This is a genomic window from Pseudomonas sp. 22515 (assembly GCF_052044625.1).
Classification (GTDB): Bacteria; Pseudomonadota; Gammaproteobacteria; order Pseudomonadales; family Pseudomonadaceae; genus Aquipseudomonas; species Aquipseudomonas alloputida.
Genome location: NZ_JBQENN010000023.1, coordinates 13,977 through 39,675, shown reverse-complemented (window position 1 = coordinate 39,675; position 25,699 = coordinate 13,977). Strand labels below are relative to the sequence as shown.

General features: G+C 64.0%; 23 protein-coding genes. 10 read left to right on the top strand and 13 right to left on the bottom strand.

The genetic code is table 11. The annotated features are described in order from the left end of the window. Positions 1 to 89 precede the first annotated feature (89 nt). From ACTJJN_RS20175 to ACTJJN_RS20160, 4 genes are read left to right on the top strand one after another with little or no spacing between them, the layout of a single operon-like run. On the top strand, positions 90 to 380 hold the full coding sequence (locus ACTJJN_RS20175) for a hypothetical protein (RefSeq protein WP_012053565.1): 291 nt from the start codon (positions 90 to 92) through the stop codon (positions 378 to 380). 3 nt (positions 381 to 383) lie between these two features. Beyond that, positions 384 to 1,253 (top strand): DUF72 domain-containing protein, encoded by an 870-nt coding sequence (locus ACTJJN_RS20170; RefSeq protein ID WP_014754297.1) that lies wholly within the window; start codon positions 384 to 386, stop codon positions 1,251 to 1,253. Positions 1,254 to 1,281: 28 nt separating this feature from the next. Beyond that, positions 1,282 to 2,112, top strand: coding sequence for an isocitrate lyase/PEP mutase family protein (locus tag ACTJJN_RS20165; RefSeq protein WP_014754296.1), 831 nt, complete (start codon positions 1,282 to 1,284; stop codon positions 2,110 to 2,112). Then, complete coding sequence (locus ACTJJN_RS20160; protein ID WP_014754295.1) at positions 2,112 to 2,801, top strand: extensin-like domain-containing protein; 690 nt, start codon at positions 2,112 to 2,114, stop codon at positions 2,799 to 2,801. The genes ACTJJN_RS20165 and ACTJJN_RS20160 overlap by 1 nt, the downstream gene beginning before the upstream one ends. 2 nt (positions 2,802 to 2,803) lie before the next feature. Here ACTJJN_RS20160 and ACTJJN_RS20155 read toward each other — a convergent pair whose 3' ends face one another. Continuing rightward, positions 2,804 to 3,424: a hypothetical protein gene (locus tag ACTJJN_RS20155; protein ID WP_012053561.1), complete on the bottom strand. Its 621-nt coding sequence runs from the start codon at positions 3,422 to 3,424 to the stop codon at positions 2,804 to 2,806. 104 nt (positions 3,425 to 3,528) lie between these two features. Between ACTJJN_RS20155 and ACTJJN_RS20150 the strand changes: the two genes are divergently transcribed. Then, positions 3,529 to 4,305 carry a class I SAM-dependent methyltransferase gene (locus ACTJJN_RS20150; protein ID WP_012053560.1) on the top strand — a complete coding sequence of 259 codons (777 nt, stop codon included), beginning with the start codon at positions 3,529 to 3,531 and terminating at the stop codon, positions 4,303 to 4,305. Positions 4,306 to 4,374: 69 nt separating this feature from the next. Here ACTJJN_RS20150 and ACTJJN_RS20145 read toward each other — a convergent pair whose 3' ends face one another. Continuing rightward, positions 4,375 to 5,016, bottom strand: coding sequence for a TetR/AcrR family transcriptional regulator (locus ACTJJN_RS20145; RefSeq protein ID WP_012053559.1), 642 nt, complete (start codon positions 5,014 to 5,016; stop codon positions 4,375 to 4,377). Positions 5,017 to 5,266: 250 nt separating this feature from the next. Between ACTJJN_RS20145 and ACTJJN_RS20140 the strand changes: the two genes are divergently transcribed. Further along, a complete protein-coding gene (locus tag ACTJJN_RS20140; protein WP_012053558.1) occupies positions 5,267 to 6,367 on the top strand; it encodes an efflux RND transporter periplasmic adaptor subunit in 1,101 nt (366 codons plus the stop codon). Between the two features lie 6 nt (positions 6,368 to 6,373). Further along, entirely contained in the window at positions 6,374 to 9,439 is a 3,066-nt protein-coding gene (locus ACTJJN_RS20135; RefSeq protein ID WP_088513359.1) for an efflux RND transporter permease subunit, read from the top strand. Between the two features lie 312 nt (positions 9,440 to 9,751). Here the strand turns inward: ACTJJN_RS20135 and ACTJJN_RS20130 are convergent, their stop codons facing one another. The 3 genes from ACTJJN_RS20130 to plsB form a co-directional block, all read right to left on the bottom strand. Continuing rightward, a complete protein-coding gene (locus ACTJJN_RS20130; RefSeq protein ID WP_003252248.1) occupies positions 9,752 to 10,438 on the bottom strand; it encodes a DUF4197 domain-containing protein in 687 nt (228 codons plus the stop codon). Positions 10,439 to 10,471: 33 nt separating this feature from the next. After that, positions 10,472 to 10,870, bottom strand: coding sequence for a YbaY family lipoprotein (locus ACTJJN_RS20125; RefSeq protein ID WP_088513360.1), 399 nt, complete (start codon positions 10,868 to 10,870; stop codon positions 10,472 to 10,474). Between the two features lie 76 nt (positions 10,871 to 10,946). Continuing rightward, complete coding sequence (gene plsB / locus ACTJJN_RS20120; protein ID WP_088513361.1) at positions 10,947 to 13,433, bottom strand: glycerol-3-phosphate 1-O-acyltransferase PlsB; 2,487 nt, start codon at positions 13,431 to 13,433, stop codon at positions 10,947 to 10,949. A gap of 233 nt (positions 13,434 to 13,666) precedes the next feature. Here plsB and ACTJJN_RS20115 point away from each other — a divergent pair, with 233 nt between their 5' ends. Continuing rightward, complete coding sequence (locus ACTJJN_RS20115; RefSeq protein ID WP_003252255.1) at positions 13,667 to 13,876, top strand: cold-shock protein; 210 nt, start codon at positions 13,667 to 13,669, stop codon at positions 13,874 to 13,876. Positions 13,877 to 13,998: 122 nt separating this feature from the next. On the opposite strand, the gene ACTJJN_RS20110 is transcribed toward ACTJJN_RS20115, so the two are convergent. The 4 genes from ACTJJN_RS20110 to ACTJJN_RS20095 form a co-directional block, all read right to left on the bottom strand. Then, positions 13,999 to 14,376 carry a hypothetical protein gene (locus ACTJJN_RS20110; protein WP_010952612.1) on the bottom strand — a complete coding sequence of 126 codons (378 nt, stop codon included), beginning with the start codon at positions 14,374 to 14,376 and terminating at the stop codon, positions 13,999 to 14,001. A gap of 17 nt (positions 14,377 to 14,393) precedes the next feature. After that, positions 14,394 to 15,206: a putative RNA methyltransferase gene (locus tag ACTJJN_RS20105; protein ID WP_012053553.1), complete on the bottom strand. Its 813-nt coding sequence runs from the start codon at positions 15,204 to 15,206 to the stop codon at positions 14,394 to 14,396. Next, positions 15,206 to 16,357 (bottom strand): succinyl-diaminopimelate desuccinylase, encoded by a 1,152-nt coding sequence (dapE, locus tag ACTJJN_RS20100; RefSeq protein ID WP_004574734.1) that lies wholly within the window; start codon positions 16,355 to 16,357, stop codon positions 15,206 to 15,208. The genes ACTJJN_RS20105 and dapE overlap by 1 nt, the downstream gene beginning before the upstream one ends. A 147-nt stretch (positions 16,358 to 16,504) precedes the next feature. Further along, complete coding sequence (locus ACTJJN_RS20095; protein WP_012053552.1) at positions 16,505 to 19,096, bottom strand: glycosyltransferase; 2,592 nt, start codon at positions 19,094 to 19,096, stop codon at positions 16,505 to 16,507. A 119-nt stretch (positions 19,097 to 19,215) separates the two neighbouring features. On the opposite strand from ACTJJN_RS20095, the gene tcdA reads away from it, so the two are divergent. After that, a complete protein-coding gene (gene tcdA / locus ACTJJN_RS20090) occupies positions 19,216 to 20,025 on the top strand; it encodes a tRNA cyclic N6-threonylcarbamoyladenosine(37) synthase TcdA (protein WP_012053551.1) in 810 nt (269 codons plus the stop codon). A 108-nt stretch (positions 20,026 to 20,133) separates the two neighbouring features. Here the strand turns inward: tcdA and ACTJJN_RS20085 are convergent, their stop codons facing one another. The 4 genes from ACTJJN_RS20085 to ACTJJN_RS20070 form a co-directional block, all read right to left on the bottom strand. Continuing rightward, the gene (locus ACTJJN_RS20085; protein ID WP_012053550.1) at positions 20,134 to 20,544 is read right to left on the bottom strand and encodes a SufE family protein; all 411 of its coding nucleotides are present in this window, start codon (positions 20,542 to 20,544) and stop codon (positions 20,134 to 20,136) included. Next, entirely contained in the window at positions 20,541 to 21,746 is a 1,206-nt protein-coding gene (locus tag ACTJJN_RS20080) for a cysteine desulfurase (protein WP_012053549.1), read from the bottom strand. The genes ACTJJN_RS20085 and ACTJJN_RS20080 overlap by 4 nt, the downstream gene beginning before the upstream one ends. Before the next feature lie 81 nt (positions 21,747 to 21,827). Then, positions 21,828 to 22,862 (bottom strand): 2,3,4,5-tetrahydropyridine-2,6-dicarboxylate N-succinyltransferase, encoded by a 1,035-nt coding sequence (gene dapD, locus ACTJJN_RS20075; protein ID WP_004574732.1) that lies wholly within the window; start codon positions 22,860 to 22,862, stop codon positions 21,828 to 21,830. 31 nt (positions 22,863 to 22,893) lie between these two features. Further along, positions 22,894 to 23,241 carry an ArsC family reductase gene (locus ACTJJN_RS20070; protein ID WP_041168523.1) on the bottom strand — a complete coding sequence of 116 codons (348 nt, stop codon included), beginning with the start codon at positions 23,239 to 23,241 and terminating at the stop codon, positions 22,894 to 22,896. A 787-nt stretch (positions 23,242 to 24,028) separates the two neighbouring features. Here ACTJJN_RS20070 and ACTJJN_RS20065 point away from each other — a divergent pair. Further along, positions 24,029 to 25,675, top strand: coding sequence for a Na+/H+ antiporter (locus ACTJJN_RS20065; protein ID WP_440781556.1), 1,647 nt, complete (start codon positions 24,029 to 24,031; stop codon positions 25,673 to 25,675). Positions 25,676 to 25,699 lie beyond the last annotated feature (24 nt).

The following is a 25,699-nucleotide window of genomic DNA, read 5'->3' as shown; positions in this document are numbered from 1 at the left end:
CGCGATCTGTGGTCCAGTTATCACTCAAGCATTAGCGACGGAACTCTGATGCTGCTAAATTGCCATCATTGGTCCTGAGTGCTCATGCCATGCGTATCGACGGTTTCTCATCGCAGTCCTACCCGCTCAAGCGCATCTCGCGCAAAGCAGCGGTGCGTGACGAGGCCATCGACGATGCCGAGGTGATCGAGGAGGCAGAAGCCGCCCCGCAGGAAGCCACCGCCCGCCGCCCTGGTGGTGGCCTGCCAGCCCGCCAGCAGGATATGGTTTTCCCTCGCGCCCGTGACCGCCGCACCGCCACCGCACTGGCCAGCTACCTGAGCACTGCAGGCTTTACTGACTGGGACATGGAAGTACTGGGGCTCGACCTGTACATTTGATGGATGAATCCCCTACCACTGCCTTATTTTCTCGGTTGCCCGTCGTGGAGCGAAAACGCCTGGCGCGACTACCTGTACCCCGCTGACGCCAACAGTAATCAAATGCTTGGCTTCTACAGCCAGGTATTCAACGCCGTCGAAGGCAACACCACGTTCTACGCACGTCCCGCTCCCGGCACCATTGCCCGCTGGGCGCAGGTCATGCCAGAGCACTTTCGCTTCACTGCCAAGTTTCCGCGGGATGTCAGCCATGAAGGCGACCTGCGAGACCAGCTTGAGCCTGCCTTCGACTTCACTCGGCTGATGGCCCCGCTGGGCCAGCGCGTATCACCCTACTGGTTGCAGTTGCCGGCCCAGTTCGGCCCGGCGCGCCTGGGTGAGCTTTGTCACTTCCTCGATCAGATTGCCGTGCCCGTGGCTGTGGAAGTGCGTAACCAGGCCTTTTTTGCCAAGGGTGAGGAAGAACGCCTGCTCAACCGCCTGCTGCACGAACGCGGTGTGGAGCGTATCTGCCTCGACCCGCGTGCGCTGTTCAGTTGTACCTCGCGCGACCCTGCCGTGCTGCATGCGCAGTCGAAGAAGCCAAAGGTGCCACCGCGTCCGGCAGCCTTCAGCCAGCACCCGCAGGTTCGCTTCATCGGCCATCCGGAACTGGAGGCCAATCACACCTTCCTTAGCCCTTGGGTAGAAAAAGTCGCCGCCTGGATCGAAGAAGGCCGCAATCCCTATATCTTCCTGCACACCTCGGACAATCGCCTGGCTGCGGCGCTGGCCCAGCGTTTCCATCAGCGCCTGATGGCACGCCTGCCGGGCCTGGCACCTTTGCCGGAATTGCCGCGCGCCCCTGAGGTCGAACAATTGGGGCTACTCTGACCTTTCCCTGACTGCCGGAGGTTGAACCATGGATGTGCAAACCCTGCGAGCTGAGGCCTTCAAGGCGTTACACGCGCGCGACGGCGCGTTCGTCATCCCCAACCCGTGGGATGCCGGCTCCGCCAAGTTGCTCGCCAGCCTGGGTTTCGAGGCGCTGGCTACCACCAGTGCAGGCCTGGCCTTCAGCCTTGGCCGGCCGGACGCCGAAGGCGCCTTGAGCCTGGACGATACGCTGGACAATGCCGGCGAGATCGTCGATGCCACCGCGCTGCCGGTGGCCGCCGATCTGGAAAACGGCTTTGGCGACTTGCCCGAAGACTGTGCCCAGACCATTCTGCGTGCCGCCGAAATTGGCCTGGTGGGCGGTTCCATCGAAGATGCCAGTGGGCGCAGTGATGCGCCCATCTATGACTTCGGGCTGGCTGTGGAGCGCGTGCGCGCCGCTGTGCAGGCTGCGCGAAGCCTGCCATTCCCGTTCACCTTGTGCGCCCGTGCAGAAAACCTGCTGCACGGGCGCATGGACCTCGACGACACCATCCTGCGCCTGCAAGCCTATGCCGAAGCCGGTGCCGACGTGCTCTACGCCCCCGGGCTGCGCACCGTGGAGGAAGTCCGTGCCGTGGTGCAGGCAGTCGCACCGCGCCCTGTGAATGTGCTGATGGGCATGGCGGGCGTGCCGCTGAGCGTCAACCAGTTGCAGGACCTGGGCGTGCGCCGCGTCAGCGTTGGCTCGTCGCTGGCCCGTGCTGCGCTCGGGGCCTTCTACCGGGCCGCGCAGGAAATTCGCGATGAGGGCACGTTCGGCTACGGTGAGCAGACCATGCCGTTTGCCCAGCTGAACGACCTGTTCCGTCGCTGATGCGGGCATTGCTGGCGCTACTGGCCGGCCTGCTGACGGTGGCCGGCCTGGCCTGGCACTTCGGCTGGCGCCTGCCTGCCGCATGGAACCCCTGGGCGCCGCTGGACGTACACCAGCCGCCCAACCTGCTGACCCCCTACAAACTGTCGCGCCTGCGCGATGACCCAGCGCTGTGCCGGCAGGCGCTGGAAACCAGCCACCTGCGTTACCGGGCACAAGCCGACAGTCCGGCGTCGGCCAACTGCCCGCTGCAGAACGTATGGCGCATTGAGGGCGGCCAGGCGCGGTTGGGCAGCAGCTTTCTGGCCAGTTGCCCGTTGGCGGTGGCCTATGCACTGTTCGAAAACCATGGCTTGCAGCCGGCGGCGCAGGAAGTGTTTGGGCAACCGGTGACGCAGGTCGATCACCTGGGCAGCTTTGCCTGCCGCAACGTCTACCACCGCAAGCAGGGCCGTTTGAGCCAGCACGCTACGGCCAATGCGCTGGACATCAGCGGATTTCGCCTGAAGGACGGCCAGCGCATTATTCTGGCGCGTGACTGGCAGGCGGGCGGGCAGAAGGCGGAATTCCTGCACCGGGTGCAGCGGGCAGCTTGCGAGAGCTTCAGCACGGTACTGGGGCCGGACTACAACGCTGCGCACCGCAACCACTTCCATCTGGACATGGGGCGCTGGCAGATCTGTCGTTAGCTTCAGGCGTACGCGCGCACGTTGTTCAGCACCACTGGGCGCGCCCAGTGGATGTCGAACTCCAGGTCATTCTGCTGCTTGGCCAGGGTGGCGTCGTCGAACGGTTCGGGCGCCGGGTCCAGCAGGTTGGTCTCGAACTCGGCAATGGGCAGGAACAATGACCGCGGCGTGGGGCCAGGGCCGGGTTCGGCGATCGGCTGACCCTGGTTCATCACCACCGGGCGCAGCCAGCTGTTGTTGATGTCGAGCTGGCGCTGTTGCTCGATCAGTTCCATGGCGCTGAACGGCTCGGGGGCGGGCGGCAGCAGCTTGGCTTCAAGCTCGGCCTTGGGCAGAAACAACGGTTCGGGCGGCGCCACGATGGTGTCGTGCACCGGGCAGGCGCGCTGGGCGTCGATCAAGGCCAGTGCACGGGCCCCGCCGATGGGTTCGCCGCTGTCCTGGTCGTACTGCACGAACGACTGGCTGATGCCGTCTACGGGCTCTTCCTGCTGCTCGGCCATCGCCCGGGCAAAGAAATCCTGCCACAGGTGGCTGACGCCCCCGAGTGCCTGGGTGTTGTGCTGACTGTAGTTGCCGACAGGCGACAAATAGGTCAAGCCGATGGGAAGAGTATCTGACATGGCAGTCGTGCGCGCTGTGCTCTGGCAGAATAGCGGGATATTGCCTGTATCGGCCGTGGCTGCCGATTCATTAAGGGCTTGGTTTGATTTTTCGGGTGTGAACGATGGAAGAGCAAGGCACGGGTATCAGGGTCGAGGCGATGGCAGCTGAGTATGCGCAACAGGCCAGGGTGTGGGCTGAACGCCTGGGCCTGCCGCTGCAGGACGATACCGCCGCCTTCGCGGTGCAGGTGGGCGCCGACGGCTTGCAGATTCAGCAACTGGGCCCGCAGGCACCCGGGCCGGTGCGTGTGGACTTCGTCGAAGGCCAGGCTGCGCATCGCCGCCAGTTTGGCGGTGGCAACGGGCAGATGATCGCCAAGGCTGTGGGCATTGCCCAAGGTATCCGGCCGCAGGTGCTGGATGCCACGGCGGGGCTGGGCAAGGACGCGTTCGTGCTGGCCAGCCTTGGCTGCCAGATGACCCTGATCGAGCGCCAGCCGCTGATTGCCGCGCTGCTGGAGGACGGCCTGGCGCGGGCGCGGGCGGATGAAGAGGTGGGCCCGATTGTCGGGCGCATGCGCCTGCTGACCGGCAACGCCATCGAGCGCATGCGCGCCTGGGAAGGGGAGGCGCCGCAGGTGATCTACCTCGACCCGATGTTCCCGCACCGGGACAAGAGCGCCCTGGTGAAAAAGGAAATGCGCGTGTTCCGGCCTTTGGTGGGCGATGACCTGGATGCCCCGGCGCTGCTCGAAGCCGCCCTGGCGCTGGCCAGCCATCGGGTGGTGGTGAAGCGCCCGCGCAAGGCACCGATCATCGACGGGCCGAAGCCCAGTCACAGCCTGGAAGGCAAGTCGAGCCGGTATGACATTTATCCGAAGAAGGCGTTGAAAGCCTGACGTTTGTGTGGCCTGCCCAGGCCTCTTCGCGGGTAAGTTCGCGAAGAGGCCTGCAAAAATATCCAGATATCAGGGTTTGAATGCCCTCAAGAACACCCCCACCACCTCGCGCACATGCGCCTCGGCTTCATCGCCTTCCAGCGGCCCCGCACATCCCAGCAGCAACCGGTAATCCGGTGCCCCTTTGACCAGGCAGAAGAAGTGCTCCGCGGCGCGCAGCGGGTTGTCGATGCGCAGCAGCCCACGCTCATGAGCCCCGCGCAGTAGCGCTTCCATGCCTGCGAGCACGCGCTTGGGCCCGGCTTCGTAAAAGTACTCGCCAAAACTCGGGTCCAGGCTGCCCTGGGCCATGATCAGGCGGCTGAGCTTGATCGCTTCGTCACTGCTGATAAGCGCCTGGAAGTTGCGGGCAATGGTCAGCAGCACTTCTTCCACCGGTACCCCTTCGGGATACTCGAACAGCAGGTCAGGCAACTGGACCTGGCAGGTGGCCATGACCGCCGAGCAGAAGAGGGTCTGTTTGTCGGTGAAGTGGCTGTACACGGTGAGTTTTGAAACACCTGCCGCCGCAGCGACCGCATCCATGCTGGTGTTGGCATAGCCAAGGCTGAGGAACAGCGCCTTGGCCGCTTCGAGGATCGCCTCGCGCTTGGCCAGGTCCTTGGGCCGGCCTGGGCCGATGGGTGCGTCGTTGAGCATTGTGGTCTGCATCTGGTTTAAGAATCCCCATCTTAACGGGTCAGCCGCGATACGGCTAAACCTAGCTCACATTTACCTGCGGCCTGCCAGCGTTCAGTTGATCGACAGGGTGGGCGTTCAGCCGCCGCTTGATCTCACAGGCGCCAGAGGGCTCCAGCCAGGTCGTCGAAAAGCCAGCGCATGCCCTTCCCGGCATCGTTGCGCTGATTTAATATACCAGCCAGTACAAATATTAAATGTGCACTCCGCGAAAGGATTCATCATGTTGCGCCATGCCTTGTCCATCGCTCTGCCCGCCGCTGCTGCCCTGCTTCTGGCGGCGTGTGGCCAGGAAGCTGCCCCACCCGCCGCGCCGCGCCCGGCGCTGGTGGTGCAGCCACAGCCGGCCGAAGCCGCTGCCGACAGTTACCCCGGCGAAGTGCGCGCGCGCTTCGAGCCGGAGCTGGCCTTCCGCATTGGCGGCAAGGTCAGCAAGCGCCTGGTGGAGGAGGGGCAGCGGGTCAAGGCCGACCAGCCGCTGGCCGAGCTGGACCCGCAGGACGTGCGCCTGCAACTTGAAGCCAATCGCGCCCAGCTGGCGGCTGCCGAGGCCAACCTGGCATTGGTGCGCGCCGAGCGCGACCGCTACCAGAAGCTGCTGGAACGGCAGATGGTCAGCCACTCCCAGTTCGACAACGCCGAAAACCTCTACCGCGCCGGCCTTGCCCGTCTGAAGCAGGCCAAGGCCGAGTTCGATGTGGCGGGCAACCAGGCCGAATATGCCGTATTGCGTGCGCCGCAGGCCGGGGTGATTGCCAAGCGCCAGGTTGAAGTGGGCCAGGTGGTCGCCGCCGGGCAGACCGTGTTCACCCTTGCCGCCGATGGCGAGCGAGAAGTAGCCATCGGCCTGCCGGAGCAGCAGTTTGCCCGCTTCGCTGTGGGCCAACCGGTGAGCGTGGAGCTGTGGTCGCACCCGCAGGCGCGTTTCCAGGGGCGCATTCGCGAGCTGTCACCGGCCGCCGACCCGCGCTCGCGCACGTTCGCGGCGCGCATCGCCTTTACCACGGCCGCTGTACCGGCTGAACTGGGCCAGAGCGCCCGGGTGTTCATCGCCAAGGACGGGCTGATCCCGCTGGCGGTACCGCTGTCGGCCGTGACGGCGGAAAACGGTCAGGCCTATGTCTGGCGGGTGAACAAGGAAAGCCGCCTGGAGCGGGCGACCGTGCGCCTGGGGGCTTATGGCAGCGACAGTGTGCCGGTGCTCGAAGGCCTGGACCCGGGTGACTGGGTGGTTGCCGCTGGTGGCCATGTACTGCGCGAGGGCCAGGAGGTACGCCCCGTTGACCGCAGCAACCGTGTAGTGAACCTGACGGCCAAGGAGTAAGTCCCGATGGGTTTCAACCTTTCTGCCTGGGCGCTGCGCAACCGCCAGATCGTCCTGTTCCTGATGATCCTGCTGGCGGTCATTGGCGCCATGTCGTACACCAAGCTTGGCCAGAGCGAGGATCCGCCATTCACCTTCAAGGCCATGGTCATCCGCACCCTGTGGCCAGGCGCCAGCGCTGAAGAAGTGTCGCGACAGGTGACCGAGCGCATCGAAAAGAAGCTGATGGAAACCGGTGAGTACGAGAGAATCGTCTCGTTCTCTCGCCCCGGTGAATCGCAGGTTACCTTCATGGCCCGCGACTCGCTGCACTCCAAGGACATCCCCGAGTTGTGGTACCAGATCCGCAAGAAGGTTGCGGACATTCGCCACACCTTGCCGCCGGAGATCCAGGGCCCGTTCTTCAACGACGAGTTCGGCACCACCTTCGGCAATATCTATGCGCTGACTGGCGAGGGCTTTGACTACGCGGTGCTCAAGGACTACGCCGACCGTATCCAGATCCAGCTGCAGCGGGTCAAGGATGTGGGCAAGGTCGAGTTGATCGGCCTGCAGGACGAGAAAGTCTGGATCGAGCTGTCCAACCTCAAGCTGGCCACCCTCGGCGTGCCCCTGGAAGCCGTGCAGAAGGCGTTGCAAGAACAGAACGCGGTGAGCACCGCCGGTTTCTTCGAGACGCCCAGCGAGCGCTTGCAACTGCGCGTGAGCGGGCGTTTCGACAGTGTCGAGCAGATCCGCCAGTTCCCCATTCGCGTGGGTGATCGCACCTTCCGGATTGGTGATGTCGCCGAGGTGCACCGTGGCTTCAACGACCCACCTGCACCGCGCATGCGCTTCATGGGCGAGGATGCCATTGGCCTGGCGGTGTCGATGAAAGACGGTGGCGACATCCTGGTACTGGGCAAGGCCCTGGAAGGCGAGTTCGAGCGCCTGGCGCATAACCTGCCTGCCGGCATGGCGCTGCGCAAGGTTTCGGATCAACCGGCGGCGGTGAAGGCCGGCGTGGGCGAGTTTGTGCAGGTGCTGGTCGAGGCGTTGGTCATTGTGCTGCTGGTGAGCTTCTTCTCGCTGGGCCTGCGCACTGGCCTGGTGGTGGCGCTGGCCATTCCGCTGGTGTTGGCCATGACCTTTGCCGCCATGCATTACTTCGGCATCGGCCTGCACAAGATTTCCCTGGGCGCGCTGGTGTTGGCCCTGGGCTTGCTGGTGGACGACGCGATCATTGCCGTGGAGATGATGGCGATCAAGATGGAGCAGGGCTATGACCGCCTCAAGGCAGCCAGCTATGCCTGGACAAGTACGGCCTTCCCGATGCTCACCGGGACGCTGATCACGGCAGCAGGCTTTCTGCCGATTGCCACCGCGGCCTCCAGCACCGGCGAATATACCCGGTCGATCTTCCAGGTGGTCACCATCGCTTTGCTGACCTCTTGGGTGGCGGCTGTGGTGTTCGTGCCTTACCTGGGTGAGCGTCTGCTACCCGACCTGGCCAAGCTGCATGCCGCGCGCCATGGCAAGGACGGCCATGCGCCCGACCCCTACGCCACCCCGTTCTACCAGCGCGTGCGACGGCTGGTGGAGTGGTGCGTACGGCGGCGCAAGACGGTAATCCTGCTGACCGTTGCCGCTTTTGTCGGCAGCCTCCTGCTGTTCCGCTTTGTACCCCAGCAGTTCTTCCCGGCCTCCGGGCGCCCGGAGCTGATGGTTGACCTGAAGCTGGCCGAAGGCGCCTCGCTGGCCAATACCGCCGAGCGGGTCAAGCAGCTGGAGGCACTGCTCAAGCAGCAGGACGGTATCGACAACTACGTGGCCTATGTGGGCACCGGCTCGCCGCGCTTCTACCTGCCGCTGGACCAGCAACTGCCGGCAGCCAGCTTTGCCCAGTTCGTGGTGCTGGCCAAGTCGATGGAAGACCGCGAACGGCTGCGCAGTTGGCTGATCAGCACGGTGGACCAGCAGTTCCCCGACCTGCGCGCCCGGGTCACGCGTCTGGAAAATGGCCCACCCGTGGGTTACCCGGTGCAGTTCCGGGTCACTGGCGAGCATATCGAGAAGGCCCGTGCACTGGCCCGTGAAGTGGCTGACAAGGTGCGCGAGAATCCGCATGTGGTGAACGTGCACCTGGACTGGGAGGAACCCAGCAAGGCGGTGTTCCTCGAAATCGACCAGGACCGCGCCCGTGCGCTGGGCGTGAGCACTTCGCACCTGGCGAGCTTCCTGCAAAGCTCGCTGATCGGTACCACGGTCAGCCAGTACCGCGAGGACAACGAACTGATCGAGATCCTGCTGCGCGGCACCCGGCAGGAACGCAGCGAGCTGGGCAACCTGGGTAGCCTGGCGTTGCCCACCGACAATGGCCAGAGCGTGGCGTTGTCGCAGGTGGCGACCCTGGAGTACGGCTTTGAAGAAGGCATTATCTGGCACCGCAACCGCTTGCCGACGGTGACCGTGCGTGCCGATATCTACGACCAGGAGCAGCCGGCGACGCTGGTGAAGCAGATTTTGCCGACCCTGCAGGAAATCCGCGCCAAGCTGCCCGATGGCTACCTGCTGGAGGTGGGCGGCACGGTGGAGGATTCCGAGCGTGGGCAGAAGTCGGTGAATGCCGGCATGCCACTGTTCATCGTGGTAGTCCTGAGCTTGCTGATGATCCAGCTGCGCAGTTTCTCGCGCACGGTGATGGTGTTCCTCACCGCGCCGCTGGGGCTGATCGGTGTGACCCTGTTCCTGCTGGTGTTCCGCCAGCCGTTCGGCTTTGTCGCCATGCTCGGCACCATTGCGTTAGCGGGGATGATCATGCGCAACTCGGTGATACTGGTGGACCAGATCGAGCAGGACATCGCAGCGGGGATGGAGCGCTGGCAGGCGATCATCGAGGCTACGGTGCGGCGCTTCCGACCGATCGTGCTGACCGCGCTGGCGGCGGTGCTGGCCATGATCCCGTTGTCACGTAGTGTGTTCTATGGACCGATGGCGGTGGCGATCATGGGTGGGTTGATCGTGGCCACGGTGCTTACACTGCTGTTCCTGCCGGCGTTGTATGCGGCGTGGTTCAGGGTGAAGAAGGGCTGAAGACCGCAGGGGGAGGGCTTAGCCCTCCCTTCGCGGGTAAACCCGCTCCTACGACGGCCTGTGTCCAACCCCGCCGCCGTTTAGGAGCGGGTTTACCCGCGAATACGGTGGCGGCAGCAACGGTGAGCGGCTGGTGAAAATTGGCCAGCAGGCCTGGCCCTTTCGCGGGTGAACCCGCTCCTACAGAGGACCGCGCAGGCTTTTCGATCAGTGTAGGAGCGGGTTTACCCGCGAATACGGTAGCGGCAGCAACGGTGAACGGCTGGTGAAAATTGGCCAGCAGGCCCGGCCCTTTCGCGGGTGAACCCGCTCCTACAGCGCGCCGAAGACCTTCTTGGCCAGGCTGGTAGCCGCCGCTGCCGGGTTCTGGCGAATGCTCTGCTCCTGCTTGCCGATCATCTCGAACAGGCCATCCAGCGCCTTCTCGGTCACGTAGTTCTCGATATTGGCGTCATCCTTGACCAGCCCCAGGCCTTTGGCTTGGGCAGCGAAGGCATTGTACTGCTGGGCCACGCCAACCTTGTCGGTGGCCTGCTTGACGATTGGCAGGAACTTGGCGCGGATCTGCTCGCGGCTGCTCTTGTTCAGGTACTGGGTGGCCGAGTCGTCACCGCCGCTGAGAATACCCTTGGCATCGGTCACGCTCATGTTCTTCACGGCATCCACCAGAATCGCCTGGGCCTGCGGCACGGCGGCCTCGGCGGCTTTGTTCATGCTGGTTTCCAGGGCTTCGACCTGTTCACCCTTGCCGAACATCTTCATCGCCTTGGCGGCTTTGCCCAGGTTGCCTGGCAGCTCGATGCGCACGTCCGGGTTGTTGCTGAAGCCGCCTGGGGTGCTCAGTTGCTTGACGGCCAGTTGCGCACCTTGGGTCAGGGCATCTTTCAGGCCGCCGGTGGCGTCCTTCTGGCTGAGGTCGCCCAGCGACAGGGCCAGGGCACTGGCCGACAGCAGCAGGCCGGCGCACAGGGTGGTGAAGCGCAGGGAAGTGCGGATCATGAAGCTTTCCTTGTAAACGGATGAGAACGGGTATCAGCGAACCTGGTCTACCTTGATGCGTACCAATTGCGGGTCACTGCCATCGAGCGCGACACCGTGGTGTTCGGTATTGATGAACAGCAACTTGCCATTCAGCTCAATGCGCGCACTCACCGCATAGCGGTGGCCAGGCTTGACCTGCGCGGGGTCATAGGTGAGATGGAACGGCAGCGGCACGTTGCCTTTGACCGGGCCGGCCTGGCGCGCCAGGGTCACGGCAGGGGCGTCCATCAGCGACACATCCTGCAGTTCCACACTCAGGGTGGCGGCAGGCGGCAGGGCAATGCGCTGCAGGTAGAAGACTTCACCGTCCAGGCTGGCCTGGTTGGGTGGGGTTTGGCTGGAGCAGGCTGCAAGCAGGGATGCGCAACACAGCATAAAGAGCTTTTTCATGGAATCTCCGGTGTCCTTGGAGCTGGCTTGTGGCCAACCCCACGGACTTTAGCGGATTTTGCCGACCGATGAACCGTTAGAGGGTCGAAGTTTCCAGCCCGTCGTCACGGTGCAGGGCCACCTGGCGGATCGACAGGCGCAGCTCGGCCGACAGTACTCGCTTGGCCACGCCCTCGGCCAGCTCGCCGAGCTTGTCGTGATAACCCAGCTTGCCTTGCGCATCGGCGTGCAGCACCCCTTGCTGGAGCAGGGTCTGGATGAAGTGGCGGAACAGCGTCTTGTCGAAGAACTCCGGTGCGTTCAGGCCATGCAGGATCGACAGGCGTTGGGCCATCATCACGCACAGGTCTTCCAGCGCTTCGGCGCTCAGGCTGTTCTGCCCGCTGTTGATCAGCAGCGAGGTGGCCATGTAGAAGCGCTGCAGGGTCTGGGTGATGGTGCGGGCGAGCAGGGTCAGCAACACGAACTGCCGCGAGCTGGGCGCCGGGCGCACGTACAGGTCGTTGTCCTGGCGCAGCAGGCCCTGTTCCACCAGCGCGACCAGCCATTGGTCGATGACCTCGTCCAGCTGTTCTGGCGTCCAGCGCAGGAACAGTTCGGCCTGTAGGTAGGGGTAAAGCGCGTGCACATACTGGCCCAGCAGTTGGCGGCTCATGCGTGAACTGCTGAGGAAGAAGCTGGCCAGCAGCGCCGGCAGGGCGAAGATGTGCAGCACGTTGTTGCGGTAGTAGGTCATCAGCACCGCGTTGCCTTCATCCAGGTAGAGGATGCGGCCCAGGGCGTCCTTCTGCTCGGCCACCAGGTTCATGCTGCGCACATGTTCGATCAGTGCCTGGCCGTCGCCCTCGGGCAGGGTGGTGTGCGGCGAGTAGGGCACTTGGCGCAGCAGCGCCAGGTACAGGTCGAGAACGCGGGTCAGGGCGCGCTCGTCCAGGGCAAGGCGGCTGGTGGACAGCAGTGCCAGGGCCACCAGGTTGACCGGGTTGATGGCCGCCGCCTCGTTGAGGTGGCGGGCCACGGTTTCTCCCAGGCGGGCGGTGGTGGCGTTGAGCCAGTCCGGCCGGTACTGCGGACCGTGATCCTGTTCACGCCAGCCGGGCTGCTGCTGGTCGAGGAAGCCAGCCAGGCGGATGGGTTCGCCGAAGTTGACGTAGACCTGGCCAAAGCGCTGCTTGAGTGCGCCGAACACCTTGAAGATGTCCAGCACCGACTCCTTCTTCTTGCTGGCGCCGCGCAGTTCGCCCAGGTAGGTACGGCCTTCAAGCACGCGCTCGTAGCCGATGTACACCGGCACGAACACGATTGGCGTACGCGACGAACGCAAGAAGCTGCGCAGGGTAATGGCCAGCATCCCGGTGCGCGGCTGCAACATGCGCCCGGTGCGCGAGCGGCCGCCTTCGACGAAGTACTCGACCGGGAAGCCCTTGGTGTACAGGGTATGCAGGTACTCATTGAACACCGCCGTGTAAAGCGGGTTGCCCTTGAACGTGCGGCGCATGAAGAAGGCGCCACCACGGCGTAGCAGGTTACCCACCACCGGCATGTTGAGGTTGATGCCTGCTGCCACGTGCGGCGGAGTGAGGCCGTTGCGGAACAGCAGGTACGACAGCAGCAGGTAGTCGATGTGGCTGCGGTGGCACGGCACGTAGATCACTTCATGGCCAGGGGCGATACCCTGCACCTGTTCGATGTGGTTGACCTTGATGCCGTCGTAGATCTTGTTCCAGAACCAGCTGAGCACCACTTCGAGGAAGCGGATGGCGGTATAGGTGTAGTCCGAGGCTATCTCGTTGCCATAGCGCAGTGCCTGGGCCTCGGCTTTGGCCAGCGGAAGGTTCTCGCGCTGCGCTTCGTCGGCAATCGCCTGGCGCACTTGCGGGGCATGGACCAGGCCTTTGACCAGGGTGCGTCGGTGCGAGATGTCCGGGCCGATGACGGCAGCCTTGAGGTTGCGAAAGTGCACGCGCATCAGGCGCTGGGCCATGCGCACGGTGCGCTCGTGGCCTTTGTTGTGCTGCACCAGCTCGCGCAGGTGGATTGGCGCGGAGAACTGTACCCGGGTCTTGCGCCCCAGGATCAGTACGGTCAGCAGCCGGCGCAGGCGCCCGGTTACCGCCCAGCTGTCGGCGAACAGCAGCTTCCAGGGGCTGGACTCGCTGGCCGGGGTCTGGCCCCAGAACACGCTGACAGGAATGATCTGCGCATCTTCTTCAGCATGCTGGCTGACGGCAGCCACCAGGCGTTCGAGGGTGGGCGGGGCGCCGCTTTTGTCCTGGCGGCCGAGCCAGTCCGGGTCGGGGGTCAGGTAGAAGAACGCGGCGGGTTCCTGCAGTGGGCCGACAGCTACCGGCAGCACCGGGCGCGGTAGCCCCGCCTTGGTGCACTCGTGGTCGAGCACGGCCAGGTCGGTGAGCGCGGGCGAGGGCAGCGCATAGAACACCGGCCGGCTGCGGTCGAGGTTGAGGGTCATGGAAGACTGGTTGATGGTCTCGGAGCGCACCCACAGGTACAACAGGCGACGCAGGCCGCCGAAGATCAGGCGGTGCAGGGGGGAACGGGTCATGGGGTGTGTGCCCTGGGTGTGATGTTCAGGTGGGTATTCTGCTATTTAGTCTGCCGTATCGGCGTAAGTTCAGCAAAATTCGGCCAACGGCGGCGCCGTCATCAATTTTTTTTGTTCTGTGTCATATACTCGGCCTGCCACTTGCAGGATATTTCGGCAAGCGGCGTTGGCACGGGGCAGGTGACCTCATGCCTGCAAGGCGATCTTCACAATAAAAATCCGGAGTAGTTCAGATGTCGTCTCGTGAGACTGGGAATGTAAAGTGGTTCAACGATGCCAAGGGTTATGGCTTCATTCAGCGCGAAGGTGGTGCGGATGTGTTCGTCCACTATCGGGCGATTCGCGGTGAGGGGCATCGTACCCTGGTCGAAGGGCAGCGGGTGGAGTACGCCTGCGTGCAGGGCCAGAAAGGCCTGCAAGCCGAAGACGTAGTGGGCCTCTGAGCCTCTGGTTTCAAGCCGTAGGAGCGGGCTTGCCCGCGAAGCAGCCACCACGGTGGCTGCCACGGGCGTGGCCCGTGTTCGCGGGTAAACCCGCTCCTACAGAAACGAGCAAGCCTGCCGTTTCATGATGTACGCCAGGTGATTTCCTCTTCACCGTCGGCGCTGATGCGGACCCAGCGGTCAGCATCTTCTTCCCCGTCTTCCTCAACCCAGCCACCCGGCGCACAGCGCACTTCCACACCCAGCGCGGCAAATGCGGCGCGGGCGCAGGCAACGTCATCGGCCCACGGCGTCTGGTCGCTTTCCAGGTACAGGCTGTTCCATTTCCCTACAGCCTTGGGTAACCAAGTGACCGGAATGTTACCGGCCTGGCATTTGAAGGTATGGCCTTTCTGCTTCCACTCGGTGCACGGGCCGATTGCCTGGGCGAGCCACTCGGCAATCTGCTTGTGGTCGACGTCGGCGTCCTTCAGGTAGATCTCGATATCAGGTTGACGCATAAGGGCTCCGGGTGTGCTCAGTCTTGGCGCACGAAATAGTCATAACGCATGGAAACCGTGACCTCGAACGGCTCGGGCTGGTCGATCACCCGGGCACGTTTTTCGGCGCTGGCGCGCCAGCCGTGTGGGGTCATGGCCAGCAGATCGGCGCGGGCCTTGGGCGCGGCCAGGCTCAGGCGGAACTCGAGGGTTTCGCTGTGTGCATGGGCCATGCCTTCAGGGACCAGGGCCAGGTGCTTGTCGTCGGCGTAAGGGCGTACTTCATCGTAGAGCACTTCACGCAGTTCCATCAGGTGGCCGCTGGTCGGGCCGACCCGCATCAGGCCGCCGCCGGGGCTGAGCAAACGCTTGGCCTCGGCCCAGTCCAGCGGGCTGAAAACGCTGGCGATGAACTGGCAGCTGGCGTCGGTCAGCGGCACGCGGGCCATGCTGGCGACCATCCAGGTGACCGCCGATGCTCGGCGGCAGGCGCGCTTGACCGCTTCGCGGGAGATGTCCAGCGCATAGCCGTCGGCGGCCGGCAAGGCCTGGGCGATCTGTGCGGTGTAGTAACCCTCGCCGCAGCCGATGTCCAGCCAGGCGCCAGGCTGGCGCTCGGCGGCCAGCTCGGCCAGGCGGCGGGCGACTGGCGCGTAATGGCCGGCGTCGAGAAAGTCGCGGCGTGCCTCGACCATGGCCTGGTTGTCACCGGGGTCGCGGCTGTTCTTGTGCTGCACCGGCAGCAGGTTCAGGTAACCCTGGCGGGCGCGGTCGAAGCGGTGGCCGGCCGGGCACACCACACCATTGTCGAGCCGGCTCAGCGGCGCCTGGCAAAGCGGGCAGGCAAGCATCAGGCGAGCAACCGGACCAGGGTCTGGTAGTAGATTTCGGTCAGCAGATCGAGGTCGCTGGCCAGGATCCGCTCGTCAACCTGGTGGATGGTGGCGTTGACCGGGCCGAGTTCGACCACCTGGGTGCCCATGGTTGCGATGAAGCGACCATCGGAGGTGCCGCCGCTGGTGGAGGGCTGGGTATCGCGACCGGTGACGCCCTTGATGCTGGCCGCCACGGCGTCGAGCAGCTCGCCTGGTTCGGTCAGGAACGGCAGGCCAGACAATGCCCAGTCGACCGACCAGTCCAGTTCATGCTTGTCGAGAATCGCCGACACCCGCGCCTGCAAGCCTTCAACGGTGGACTCGGTGGAAAAGCGGAAGTTGAACAGCGCGGTCAGCTCGCCCGGGACCACGTTGGTGGCGCCGGTGCCGGAATTGAGGTTGGAGATCTGGAAGCTGGTGGGTGGGAAGAACGCATTGCCTTCGTCCCAATGCTCGGCAGCCAGTTCCGCCAGGGCCGGGGCGGCCAGGTGGATCGGGTTGCGCGCCAGATGCGGGTAGGCCACATGGCCCTGTTTGCCGCGTATGGTCAGCTTGGCGCCCAGCGAACCACGGCGACCGTTCTTGACCACGTCACCCAGCAAGGTGGTGCTGGACGGTTCGCCGACGATGCACCAGTCCAGACGCTCGTTGCGCGCTTTCAGGCGCTCGACCACCGCCTTGGTGCCGTGGTGAGCCGGGCCTTCCTCGTCGCTGGTGATCAGAAACGCGACCTTGCCGCGGTGGTTCGGGTAGTCCTGCACGAAGCGCTCGCTGGCGATGACCATGGACGCCAGGCTGCCCTTCATGTCGGCGGCGCCACGGCCACAGAGCATGCCGTCGGCGTCGATCAGTGCCTCGAAGGGTTCATGCTGCCATTGCTGGACCGGGCCGGTAGGCACCACGTCGGTGTGGCCGGCAAAACACAGTACCGGGCCGTCCTGGCTGCCGTGGGTGGCCCAGAAGTTGTCGACGTCTTCAATGCGCATCGGCTCCAGCTGGAAACCGACGGCGCCCAGACGGTTCATCATCTGCGCCTGGCAATCGGCGTCGACGGGGGTGACCGAGGGGCGACGGATCAGGTCGCAGGCCAGTTGAAGGGTAGGCGAGAGCTCGGCAGGGGCCGTCATGGGGGACTCCGGGGCAAGGCAAGGCGGGGAAATCTGAGGGGCGTTATCTTATATCAAATGGTTTCGGGCAGCACGGCCCATTCGCGGGCACGCCCGCTCCNAGCGGGCGTGCCCGCGAATGGGCTGCACAGGTCAGCCCCGGCAATCTCAAGCCTGCTGCGCTTGGGCAGCCTTTTCTGCGGGCTTGGGCAGCGACGACAGGAACGCCATCACCAGCGCTGCCACATAAGGCAACGACTGCACCAGCAACATCGCCACCCAGAAGCGCATGTCCGAGCTCGGCAGCCCCTGAACCAGGTAGATGCCCAGCGCCGCGCCCCACAGCAGCAACATGATGAACAGCTCTTCACGGGCTTCGGAAATCGCCACCAGCAACCCATGGCTGTCAGCGTTCTTCGGTGTGCGGAAGAACGGCATGCTGCTGGTGAAGAAACCATACAGTACCGCCTTGGCGATGGTGTGCGACAGCGCCAGCCCGGCCAGCGCAGCTGCGAAGGCATCCTTGAGGTTCACCCCCACCGCTCGGCGGTACAGGAAGATGATCTTGCCGACCTTGAAGAAGAACAGCGCCAGCGGCGGGATGGCGAAGATCATCAGGGGCGGATCGACCCGATGCGGCACGATGATCATCGCCGCCGACCACAACAGCGCGCCGATGGTGAAGAAGATGTTCATGCCATCGGCGATCCACGGTAGCCAGCCGGCCAGGAAGTGGTAGCGCTGGCCACGGGTCAGCTGGCTGCCTTTGCCGCGCAGCAGCGCGCCGGCGTGGTGCTTGATGATCTGGATGGCGCCGTAGGCCCAGCGGAAGCGTTGCTTCTTGAAGTCGATGAAGGTGTCGGGCATCAGGCCCTTGCCGTAGCTGTTGTGGGCGTAGGCGGCGGACAGGCCTTTCTCGAACACACGCAGGCCCAGTTCGGCGTCCTCGCAGATGCACCACTCGGCCCAGCCCAGTTCTTCCAGCACGCTGCGCCGGGTCATGGTCATGGTGCCGTGCTGGATGATCGCGTCACGGTCGTTGCGGGTAACCATACCGATGTGGAAGAAGCCTTTGTATTCGCTGTAGCACAGCTTCTTGAAGGCGCTTTCGTGCTGGTCGCGGTAATCCTGCGGTGACTGCACCACGGCAATTTTCGGGTCGGCGAAGTGCGGCACCATGTGCTTGAGCCAGTTGCGGTCCACGCAGTAGTCCGAGTCGATAACCGCGATCACTTCGGCGTCCTTTGCCGTGTGCGGGATCAGGTAGTTCAACGCACCGCCCTTGAAGCCGGCCAGCGGCGCGACGTGGAAGAACTTGAAGCGCTCGCCAAGCTTCTCGCAGTGGGCCTTGAGTGGCTCCCACACGGCCGGGTCCTTGGTGTTGTTGTCGATCACCAGCACTTCGTAGTCGGGGTAGTCCAGGGCGGCCAGGGCGTCCAGGGTCTGTTTTACCATCTCAGGTGGTTCGTTGTAGCACGGCACATGCACCGACACCTTGGGCCGGTAGGCACTGTCGGCCTGCACGGGCAGGAATTCGCGTCGGCGCTTGTGTATCCAGACCGCCTCGGCCAGTTCGTGGGCCTCGGTGAGCAGCACGATGAACACGCCCAGCGCGCCGAGGGCCAGCAGCACGCCCACGGTCAGGCTGAACCAGGTGCTGTATTGCTGGCTGTAGTCATAGGCGATCCACACCAGTACCGACCCGCACAGGAAGGTGATGAACGTCAGGAAGGTACGGCCACGCTGGCGCAGGGCCGAGCCATCGATGAACAGCACCATCAGGGCGATCATTGCCAGCACCACCGACGCCACTGCCAGGGCCCGCCACTGCGGGATCGCCACCACAGGGCCGTCGAAGTTGAACTTCTGCTGGCGCTCGGCGTTGTAGACGCCCCAGTAGGCGCCTACCGACCCTTCGTCGCTGGCCTTCCAGGGTTGGTCATAGGCTTCAATGACAAAGTAGTTGTAGCCACGGCGGTTGAGGGTATTGACCAGGGTGCGCAAGTAGATGGCCTGGTCGGCCTGTGTGGCATCGGCACCACCGCGCATGCGGCCGTTGCTCGGCCAGCCGACTTCCGACAGCAGCAGGGGTTTGCGCGGGAACTGGTGCTTCAGTTCACGGGCGCGGTCGAGGACGAACTCGACCGAATCCTTCATCGGCACGAACTCCCAGTAGGGCAGGATGTGCGCGGCAATCAGGTCGACGTGCCTGGCCAGCTCAGGATGTTCCTTCCAGATGTGCCATTGTTCACTGGTGGTCACGGGCACCTTCACGGCTGCGCGTACGCGGTCCAGGTATTTGATCAGGTTTTCCGGTGTGACTTCTTCACGGAACAGCGCCTCGTTGCCGACCACCACCCGCACCACGCTGCGCGACGTGTTGGCCAGCTGGATGGCCGTGGCGATTTCGCGCTCGTTGCGCTCCAGGTCCGGGCTGATCCATATCCCCAGCGTCACCCGCAGGCCGAACTCCTCGGCCAGGCGCGGGACGTCGGCCTGGGTGCCTTCCACGGTATAGATACGGATGCTGTCGGTCAGTTTGCTCAGTTGCTCCAGGTCCTGACGCATTTCGTCGTCGGTGGGGTACTGACCCTTCTGTGGGCTTTCGCCCAGGCGGAACGGCGAATACGAAAAGCCAGAGATCTGTTCTGGCCAGGCGGGGGCGGAGACCGGGCGGTTGATCAGTGCCCAGAACCCGGTGAACAGTGCGGCGATGGCCAGCACCACTACCAGGTTCAGGCCGAATTTACGTGAAGACATCGTCGTCCATTCATGTGGAAGTGATAGGACATTAAAGCAGGGTTGGCAGTCTCTTTCCTAACGATGCAGGCCAAGGGTTCACTGGCATATAATGCGCGCCGGTTTTTTGGGGTATGAACATGAGCACAGAAGATCCACGCTTTGCCGGCGTTGCCCGGCTGTATGGCGACCAGGGGCTGCAACGTCTGGGCCAGGCCCATGTGGCTGTGGTCGGTATTGGCGGGGTGGGCTCGTGGGTGGCCGAAGCCCTGGCACGCAGCGGCGTGGGCGAGATTACCCTGTTCGACCTGGACGATGTCTGCGTCAGCAACACCAACCGCCAGGCCCATGCGCTGGAAGGGCAGGTGGGGCGGCCCAAGGTCGAGGTCATGGCCGAGCGCCTGCGGGCGATCAACCCAGGGTGTACGGTGCATGCGGTGGCCGACTTCGTCACCCGCGAGACCATGGCCGAGTACATCACCGAGCACCTCGACTGCGTGATCGACTGCATCGACAGCGTCATGGCCAAGGCGGCGCTGATCGCCTGGTGTCGGCGGCGCAAGATTGCCATTGTCACTACCGGTGGCGCGGGTGGGCAGATCGACCCGACGCAGATCCAGATCGCCGACCTGAGCAAGACCTTCAACGACCCATTGGCTTCACGGGTGCGTTCCACCCTGCGCCGCGACTACAACTTCTCGCGTAATGTCAGCCGTAACTATGGCGTGCCGTGCGTGTTCTCCAGTGAACAGCTGCGTTACCCCAAGGGTGATGGCAGTGTTTGCCTGCAGAAAAGCTTTGTCGGTGAAGGCGTGCGGCTGGACTGCTCGGGTGGCTTTGGCGCGGTGATGATGGTGACTGCGACCTTTGGCATGGTAGCGGCGAGCAAGGCGATAGAAAAACTGGTGGCTGGAGCGCGCCGGCCGTCGGAACGGGTCAAGCCTGAATAGACCGCGTGGGCGTCTTCGCGGGCCCGCCCGCTACAGGTATTGCATCTCTCTCAAGCATGATGCCGTACCTGTGGGAGCGGGCAGGCCCGCGAAGAAACCGGCGCCGATTCAGCGGTTGGATGCCAACTCCGCCATCCGCTGCAACACCGCATGCAGCCCATTGCTGCGCGACGGCGACAGTTGGCGTTCCAGCCCGAGCTGGGTAAACCACTCGCGCAGATCAATCCCGGCCAGCTCCTCACTGGCCAGTCCCTGCACCCGCACCAGCAACAGCGCCAGCAGCCCACGCAACAAGCGGGCATCGCTGCTGGCCTTGAACCACCACACGCCCTCGATCTGCTCGGCCACCAGCCACACCAGGCTCTCGCAGCCATGCACCCGGTTGGCCTCGGTCTTTTCGGCATCAGCCAGCGGCTCCAGGCGGTCACCCCACTGCATCAACAGCCGCGCACGCTGTTCCCAGCCTTTGCCCTGTTGAAACGCTTCCAGCGCTTGGTGCGCCTGTTCCGGCAGGCTCATCGCAACAGCTCCAGGCCTTGGTCCAGCGCGTCGAAGAAACGCTGCACGTCATCGCTGTCGTTGTACAAACCCAGCGATACCCGTATCGCGCCCTCCAGCCCCAGCCCCTTCAGCAGTGGCATGGCACAGTGGTGACCGGCACGCACGGCAATGCCCTGTTCAGTCAGCAAATGAGCGATATCGGCGTTGTGCACGCCCTCGATGACGAAACTGGCCAGGGCCGTCTGCGGTGCGCCCAACACCCTCACGCCCTCGCGGTCGCCCAGGCCACGCAGCAGGTGCTGGTGCAGGCTGGCTTCATGCGCTGCGACCGCATGGGCATCGAGGCTGGCCAGGTAGTCCAGCGTTGCACCCAGGCCGATCACCCCGGCAATCGGCGGCGTACCCGCTTCGAAGCCCAGGGGCGCGGGACGGAAGCTGGCGCTGTGGTACTCGGCCAGCTGCACCATCTCGCCACCGAACTGCCAGTGGCGCAACAGCTTCAGGGCCTGGGCGCGGCCATAGAGCACGCCGACGCCGTCCGGACCGTACAGCTTGTGGCTGGAAAACACATAGAAGTCGCAGCCCAGTTGCTGCATGTCCTGGCGACCATGCACCACGCCCTGGGCACCATCAACCACCGTCAGCGCGCCCTGGGCGCGGGCATGGGCCAGCAGCGCAGGCAGCGGTTGCCAGGTACCCAGCACGTTGGACAGCTGGCTGATGGCGAGTACTCGGGTGCGCGGGCCGATCAGTTGCAGTGCCTGGTCCTGGTCGATACGACCCTGGGCGTCCAGTGGCAGCACCACCAGGCGCAGGTTGCGCCGGTGCGCCAGCTGTTGCCAGGGCAACAGGTTGGCATGGTGCTCCAGGGCACTGATGGCAATTTCGTCACCGGCTTCGAGGCGGTGCTCCAGGCCATAGGCCAGCAGGTTCAGTGCCGAGGTGGCGCCGTGGGTGAACACGATCTGCCGCGAGTCTGCGGCATTGAGCCAGGTGGCGACCTTGTCGCGGCTGGTTTCGAAGGCCTGGGTCGCCAGCGCACCTGGCAAATGCTGGGCACGGTGCACGTTGGCTGCGCCATGGCCGTAGTAATGGCTCAGGGCATCGAGCAGGGCTTGCGGCTTCTGGGTGGTGGCGGCGCTGTCCAGATAGGTCTGGTGCTGCCGTTGCAGGGCGGCGATGGCGGGGAAGTCGGCACGCCAGGGAGAGGGCTGGAACATGTTTGCGAGGCCTGGAATGAAAATCGGGTCTGGTGCATTGGCGCCAGACCCGATCTTAACACCTCAAACCCGGCAGGGTTCTCAGTTGTGAGCGTGCAGCGCTTCGTTCAGCTCGATGGCCGACTTGTGGGTCTTGCACTCTACCGCGCCGTTCAGCGAGTTGCGGCGGAACAGCAGGTCGGTCTGGCCGGCCAGGTCGCGGGCCTTGACCACTTTGACCAGTTCGTTGTTCTCGTCCAGCAGGTTCACCTTGGTGCCCGCGGTGATGTACAGGCCGGCTTCGACGGTGTTGCGGTCGCCCAACGGAATACCGATACCGGCGTTGGCGCCGATCAGGCAGCCTTCGCCGACTTTGATGACGATGTTGCCGCCACCGGACAGGGTGCCCATGGTCGAGCAGCCGCCGCCCAGGTCCGAGCCCTTGCCGACGAATACGCCAGCGGAAACGCGGCCTTCGATCATGCCCGGGCCTTCGGTACCCGCGTTAAAGTTGACGAAGCCTTCGTGCATGATGGTGGTGCCTTCGCCAATGTAGGCGCCCAGGCGCACACGGGCGGTGTCGGCGATACGCACGCCGGCCGGGACCACGTAGTCGGTCATTTTCGGGAACTTGTCCACCGAGAACACTTCCAGCAGCTCGCCCTTCAGGCGTGCTTCCAGTTGCAGCTCGGCCAGTTCGCCCAGGTCGACCGCGCCCTGGTTGGTCCAGGCCACGTTCGGCAGCAGCGGGAAGATACCGGCCAGGCTTACGCCATGCGGCTTGACCAGGCGGTGCGACAGCAGGTGCAGCTTGAGGTAGGCCTCTGGGGTCGAGCTCAGGGCAGCGTCTTCGGCCAGCAGGGTGGCGACCAGCGGCTTGTGGCTCTCTGCCAAGCGGGTCAGCAGGGCGGCCTGGGCAGCGTCCACGCCTTTCAGGGCTTCGGCCAGTTGTGCGGCCTGGGCGTTGCTGAAGGCGATGGCCTGGTTGCCACCTTCGTAACCGAGAACAGGGGCTACTGCAGCAACCAGTTCGGCGCTCGGGTTGAGCAGCGGTTGTGCGTAGAACACTTCCAGCCAGGCGCCCTGGCGGTTCTGGGAGCCGACACCGAAGGCCAGGCTGAACAGGGTATTGGACATGTGATTACCTCGTGCGAAATAGGGTGGGGGCTCAGGCCAGGGCAGCGGCGTACAGGTCGGGCTTGAAGCCAACCAGGGTACGCGCGCCAAGGTCGAGCACCGGGCGTTTGATCATCGACGGCTGGGCCAGCATCAGCTCGACGGCCTTGGCCTGGTCGAGGTTGGCCTTGCTGGCGTCGTCCAGCTTGCGGAAGGTGGTGCCGGCACGGTTGAGGATGACTTCCCAGCCGTGTTCGTCGCACCAGCGGTTCAGGCTGTCACGGTCGATACCTTGGGTTTTGTAATCATGGAATTCGTAGGCGATGGCTTTGTCTTCGAGCCAGGTACGCGCCTTTTTCATGGTGTCACAGGCTTTGATGCCGTAGAGCGTGTAGGTCATTGTGTACATTGGGGTTACAAGTCGCCCCAATCTCTCCGTTTTTCGATGTCAGTCGCGGGATTATGCGGGAACGAGACTGGGAGCGCCACGGGTGTGCAAGTCTTGGGTTTTGATGGGGCGTGGTTAGGTCTGCCTTGAGTCTTGTAGCGCGTTTGAGATCGAGCGCCGCCAGGTTCCTGGCTTAAGAGATTCAGCGCCTGTGAGATCGAGCGCCGCCCGCGCGGCGCTTCGCGGGTAAACCCGCTCCTACGTTTGTTTCGGGCCAGTTATGCCTGTGGCATTTGCGCGCGAACGCCTTGGCGCACGCCTCGATATCGCGTCGTACAAACAAGGCGGTCGCGCGGGTCTGGCACAGGCGATACTGGCCCGAAACAAATGTAGGAGCGGGTTTACCCGCGAAGCGCCTCGCGGGCGGCGCTCGATCTCAAAAGCGCTGAATCTTTTAAGCCGGGAACCTGGCGGCGCTCGATCTCTTGGCGCACGCCTCGATATCGCGTCGTACAAACAAGGCGGTCGCGCGGGTCTGGCACAGGCGATACTGGCCCGAAACAAACGTAGGAGCGAGTTTACCCGCGAAGCGCCGCGCGGGCGGCGCTCGATCTCGCAGGCGCTACAAGACTCAAGGCAGGCCCTACCATCAAACCTAAGTATCATCATGTTACATATTCAACCGCCACCTGCGACTATCGTGCAGCGGCCCCAGCTCGCCGATCGCCGCTAACATATTGTTTCAATGGCGATGTTTCGCCCCGTTGTCGTTTCTGGTTCACAAAGGAAGCCTTACCGGATGCAGTCCGCCTACACCGTCCTCATCCTGCTGACCCTGGTCAGCCTGTCGAAGCTGGTCGGCCGTGTGATCCCGCTGCCATTGCCGCTGGTACAGATTGCCGCCGGTGCCTTGCTGGCGTGGCCGACGCTGGGCCTGCATGTAGCCCTTGACCCCGAATTGTTCCTGTTCCTGTTCCTGCCTCCGCTGCTGTTCGCCGACGGCTGGCGCATCCCCAAGCGTGAGTTATGGCGCATTCGTGGCCCGGTAGTGGCGCTGGCCGTGGGGCTGGTGTTGTTCACCGTGGTCGGCGCCGGTTACTTCATCCACTGGTTGCTGCCGAGCATCCCGTTGCCGGTGGCCTTCGCCCTGGCCGCAGTGCTTTCGCCGACCGACGCCGTGGCCGTTTCAGCCATTGCCCAGGACCGCCTGCCCACTCCCCTGATGCACATGCTGCAGGGCGAGGCGCTGATGAACGACGCGTCGGGCCTGGTAACCTTCAAGTTCGCCTTGGCGGCGGCGATCACCGGGGTGTTTTCGTTGGCTGACGCCAGCTTCAGCTTCGTGTTGGTCGCACTGGGCGGCCTTGCGGTGGGCGTGGTACTGAGTTGGTTGATCGGTCGCCTGCGCATGTGGATGATCACCCGGGGCTGGGACGATCCGGCTACCCATGTGGTGTTCATGTTGCTGCTGCCGTTCGCAGCCTACGTGCTGGCCGAGCGTTTGGGCGTTTCGGGTATTCTCTCGGCAGTGGCGGCCGGCATGATGCAGAGCTGGCTCGACCTGCTGCCGCGTCAGACCAGTACCCGCCTGCTCAACCGCAGTGTCTGGTCGTTGCTGGAGTTTGCCTTCAATGGCCTGATCTTCCTGTTGTTGGGCTTGCAGTTGCCAGACATCATCAAGGCTGTGGTCAGCCACGAAGCGACCCTCTGGCCGACATTGGCCTACCGCTGCCTGGACGTGGTGGCGATCTTTGCCGCACTGATTATGTTGCGGTTCATCTGGGTCCAGAGTATCTGGCGCTCGATCGGTGTGGTCCGTCGCTGGCGCGGCAAGCCGGCACTGGTGCTGATGCCTACGGCGCGTTCCTGCTGGTTGCTGACCTTGGGGGGTGTGCGCGGCGCTGTCACCCTGGCGGGTGTCATGTCGATCCCGTTGCTGATAGGGGCTGGCACCGCTTTCCCGGAGCGTGATCTGCTTATCTTCATTGCTGCGGGGGTAATCCTGCTGTCGTTGATCAGCGCCTGCATCGCGCTGCCGATATTACTGCGCGGGGTGACCAAGAGCCCGGACGAGCGCTTGCACCAGGAAGTGCAGGAAGCCTGGCGGCGCACGGCCGAGGCGGCGATTCATGCCTTGGAGGCAGAAGAGGTGATCGACAGCAACGCACCGCAGGATGCTGCGCAGGCAACGTTGGCGACCGAGTTGAAGGCGCGCTTGATGGCTGAATACCGGGATGAGCTGGAAAGCTACGACGACAGTGCCGAAGCCAAGGCCCTGGCCGCACAGATGGACTTGCTGGAGCGGCGTTTACGCTTGCGTGCCCTGAGGGCGCAGCGGCTGGAATTGTATAACCTGCATCGTCAGCACCTGGTGGGGGATGAGGTGGTGCGGCAAGTACTGGGTGAGCTGGATATGAGTGAGGCGAACCTGGGGCAGGTCAAGTAGACCCTATCAAGGCCCTTCGCGGGC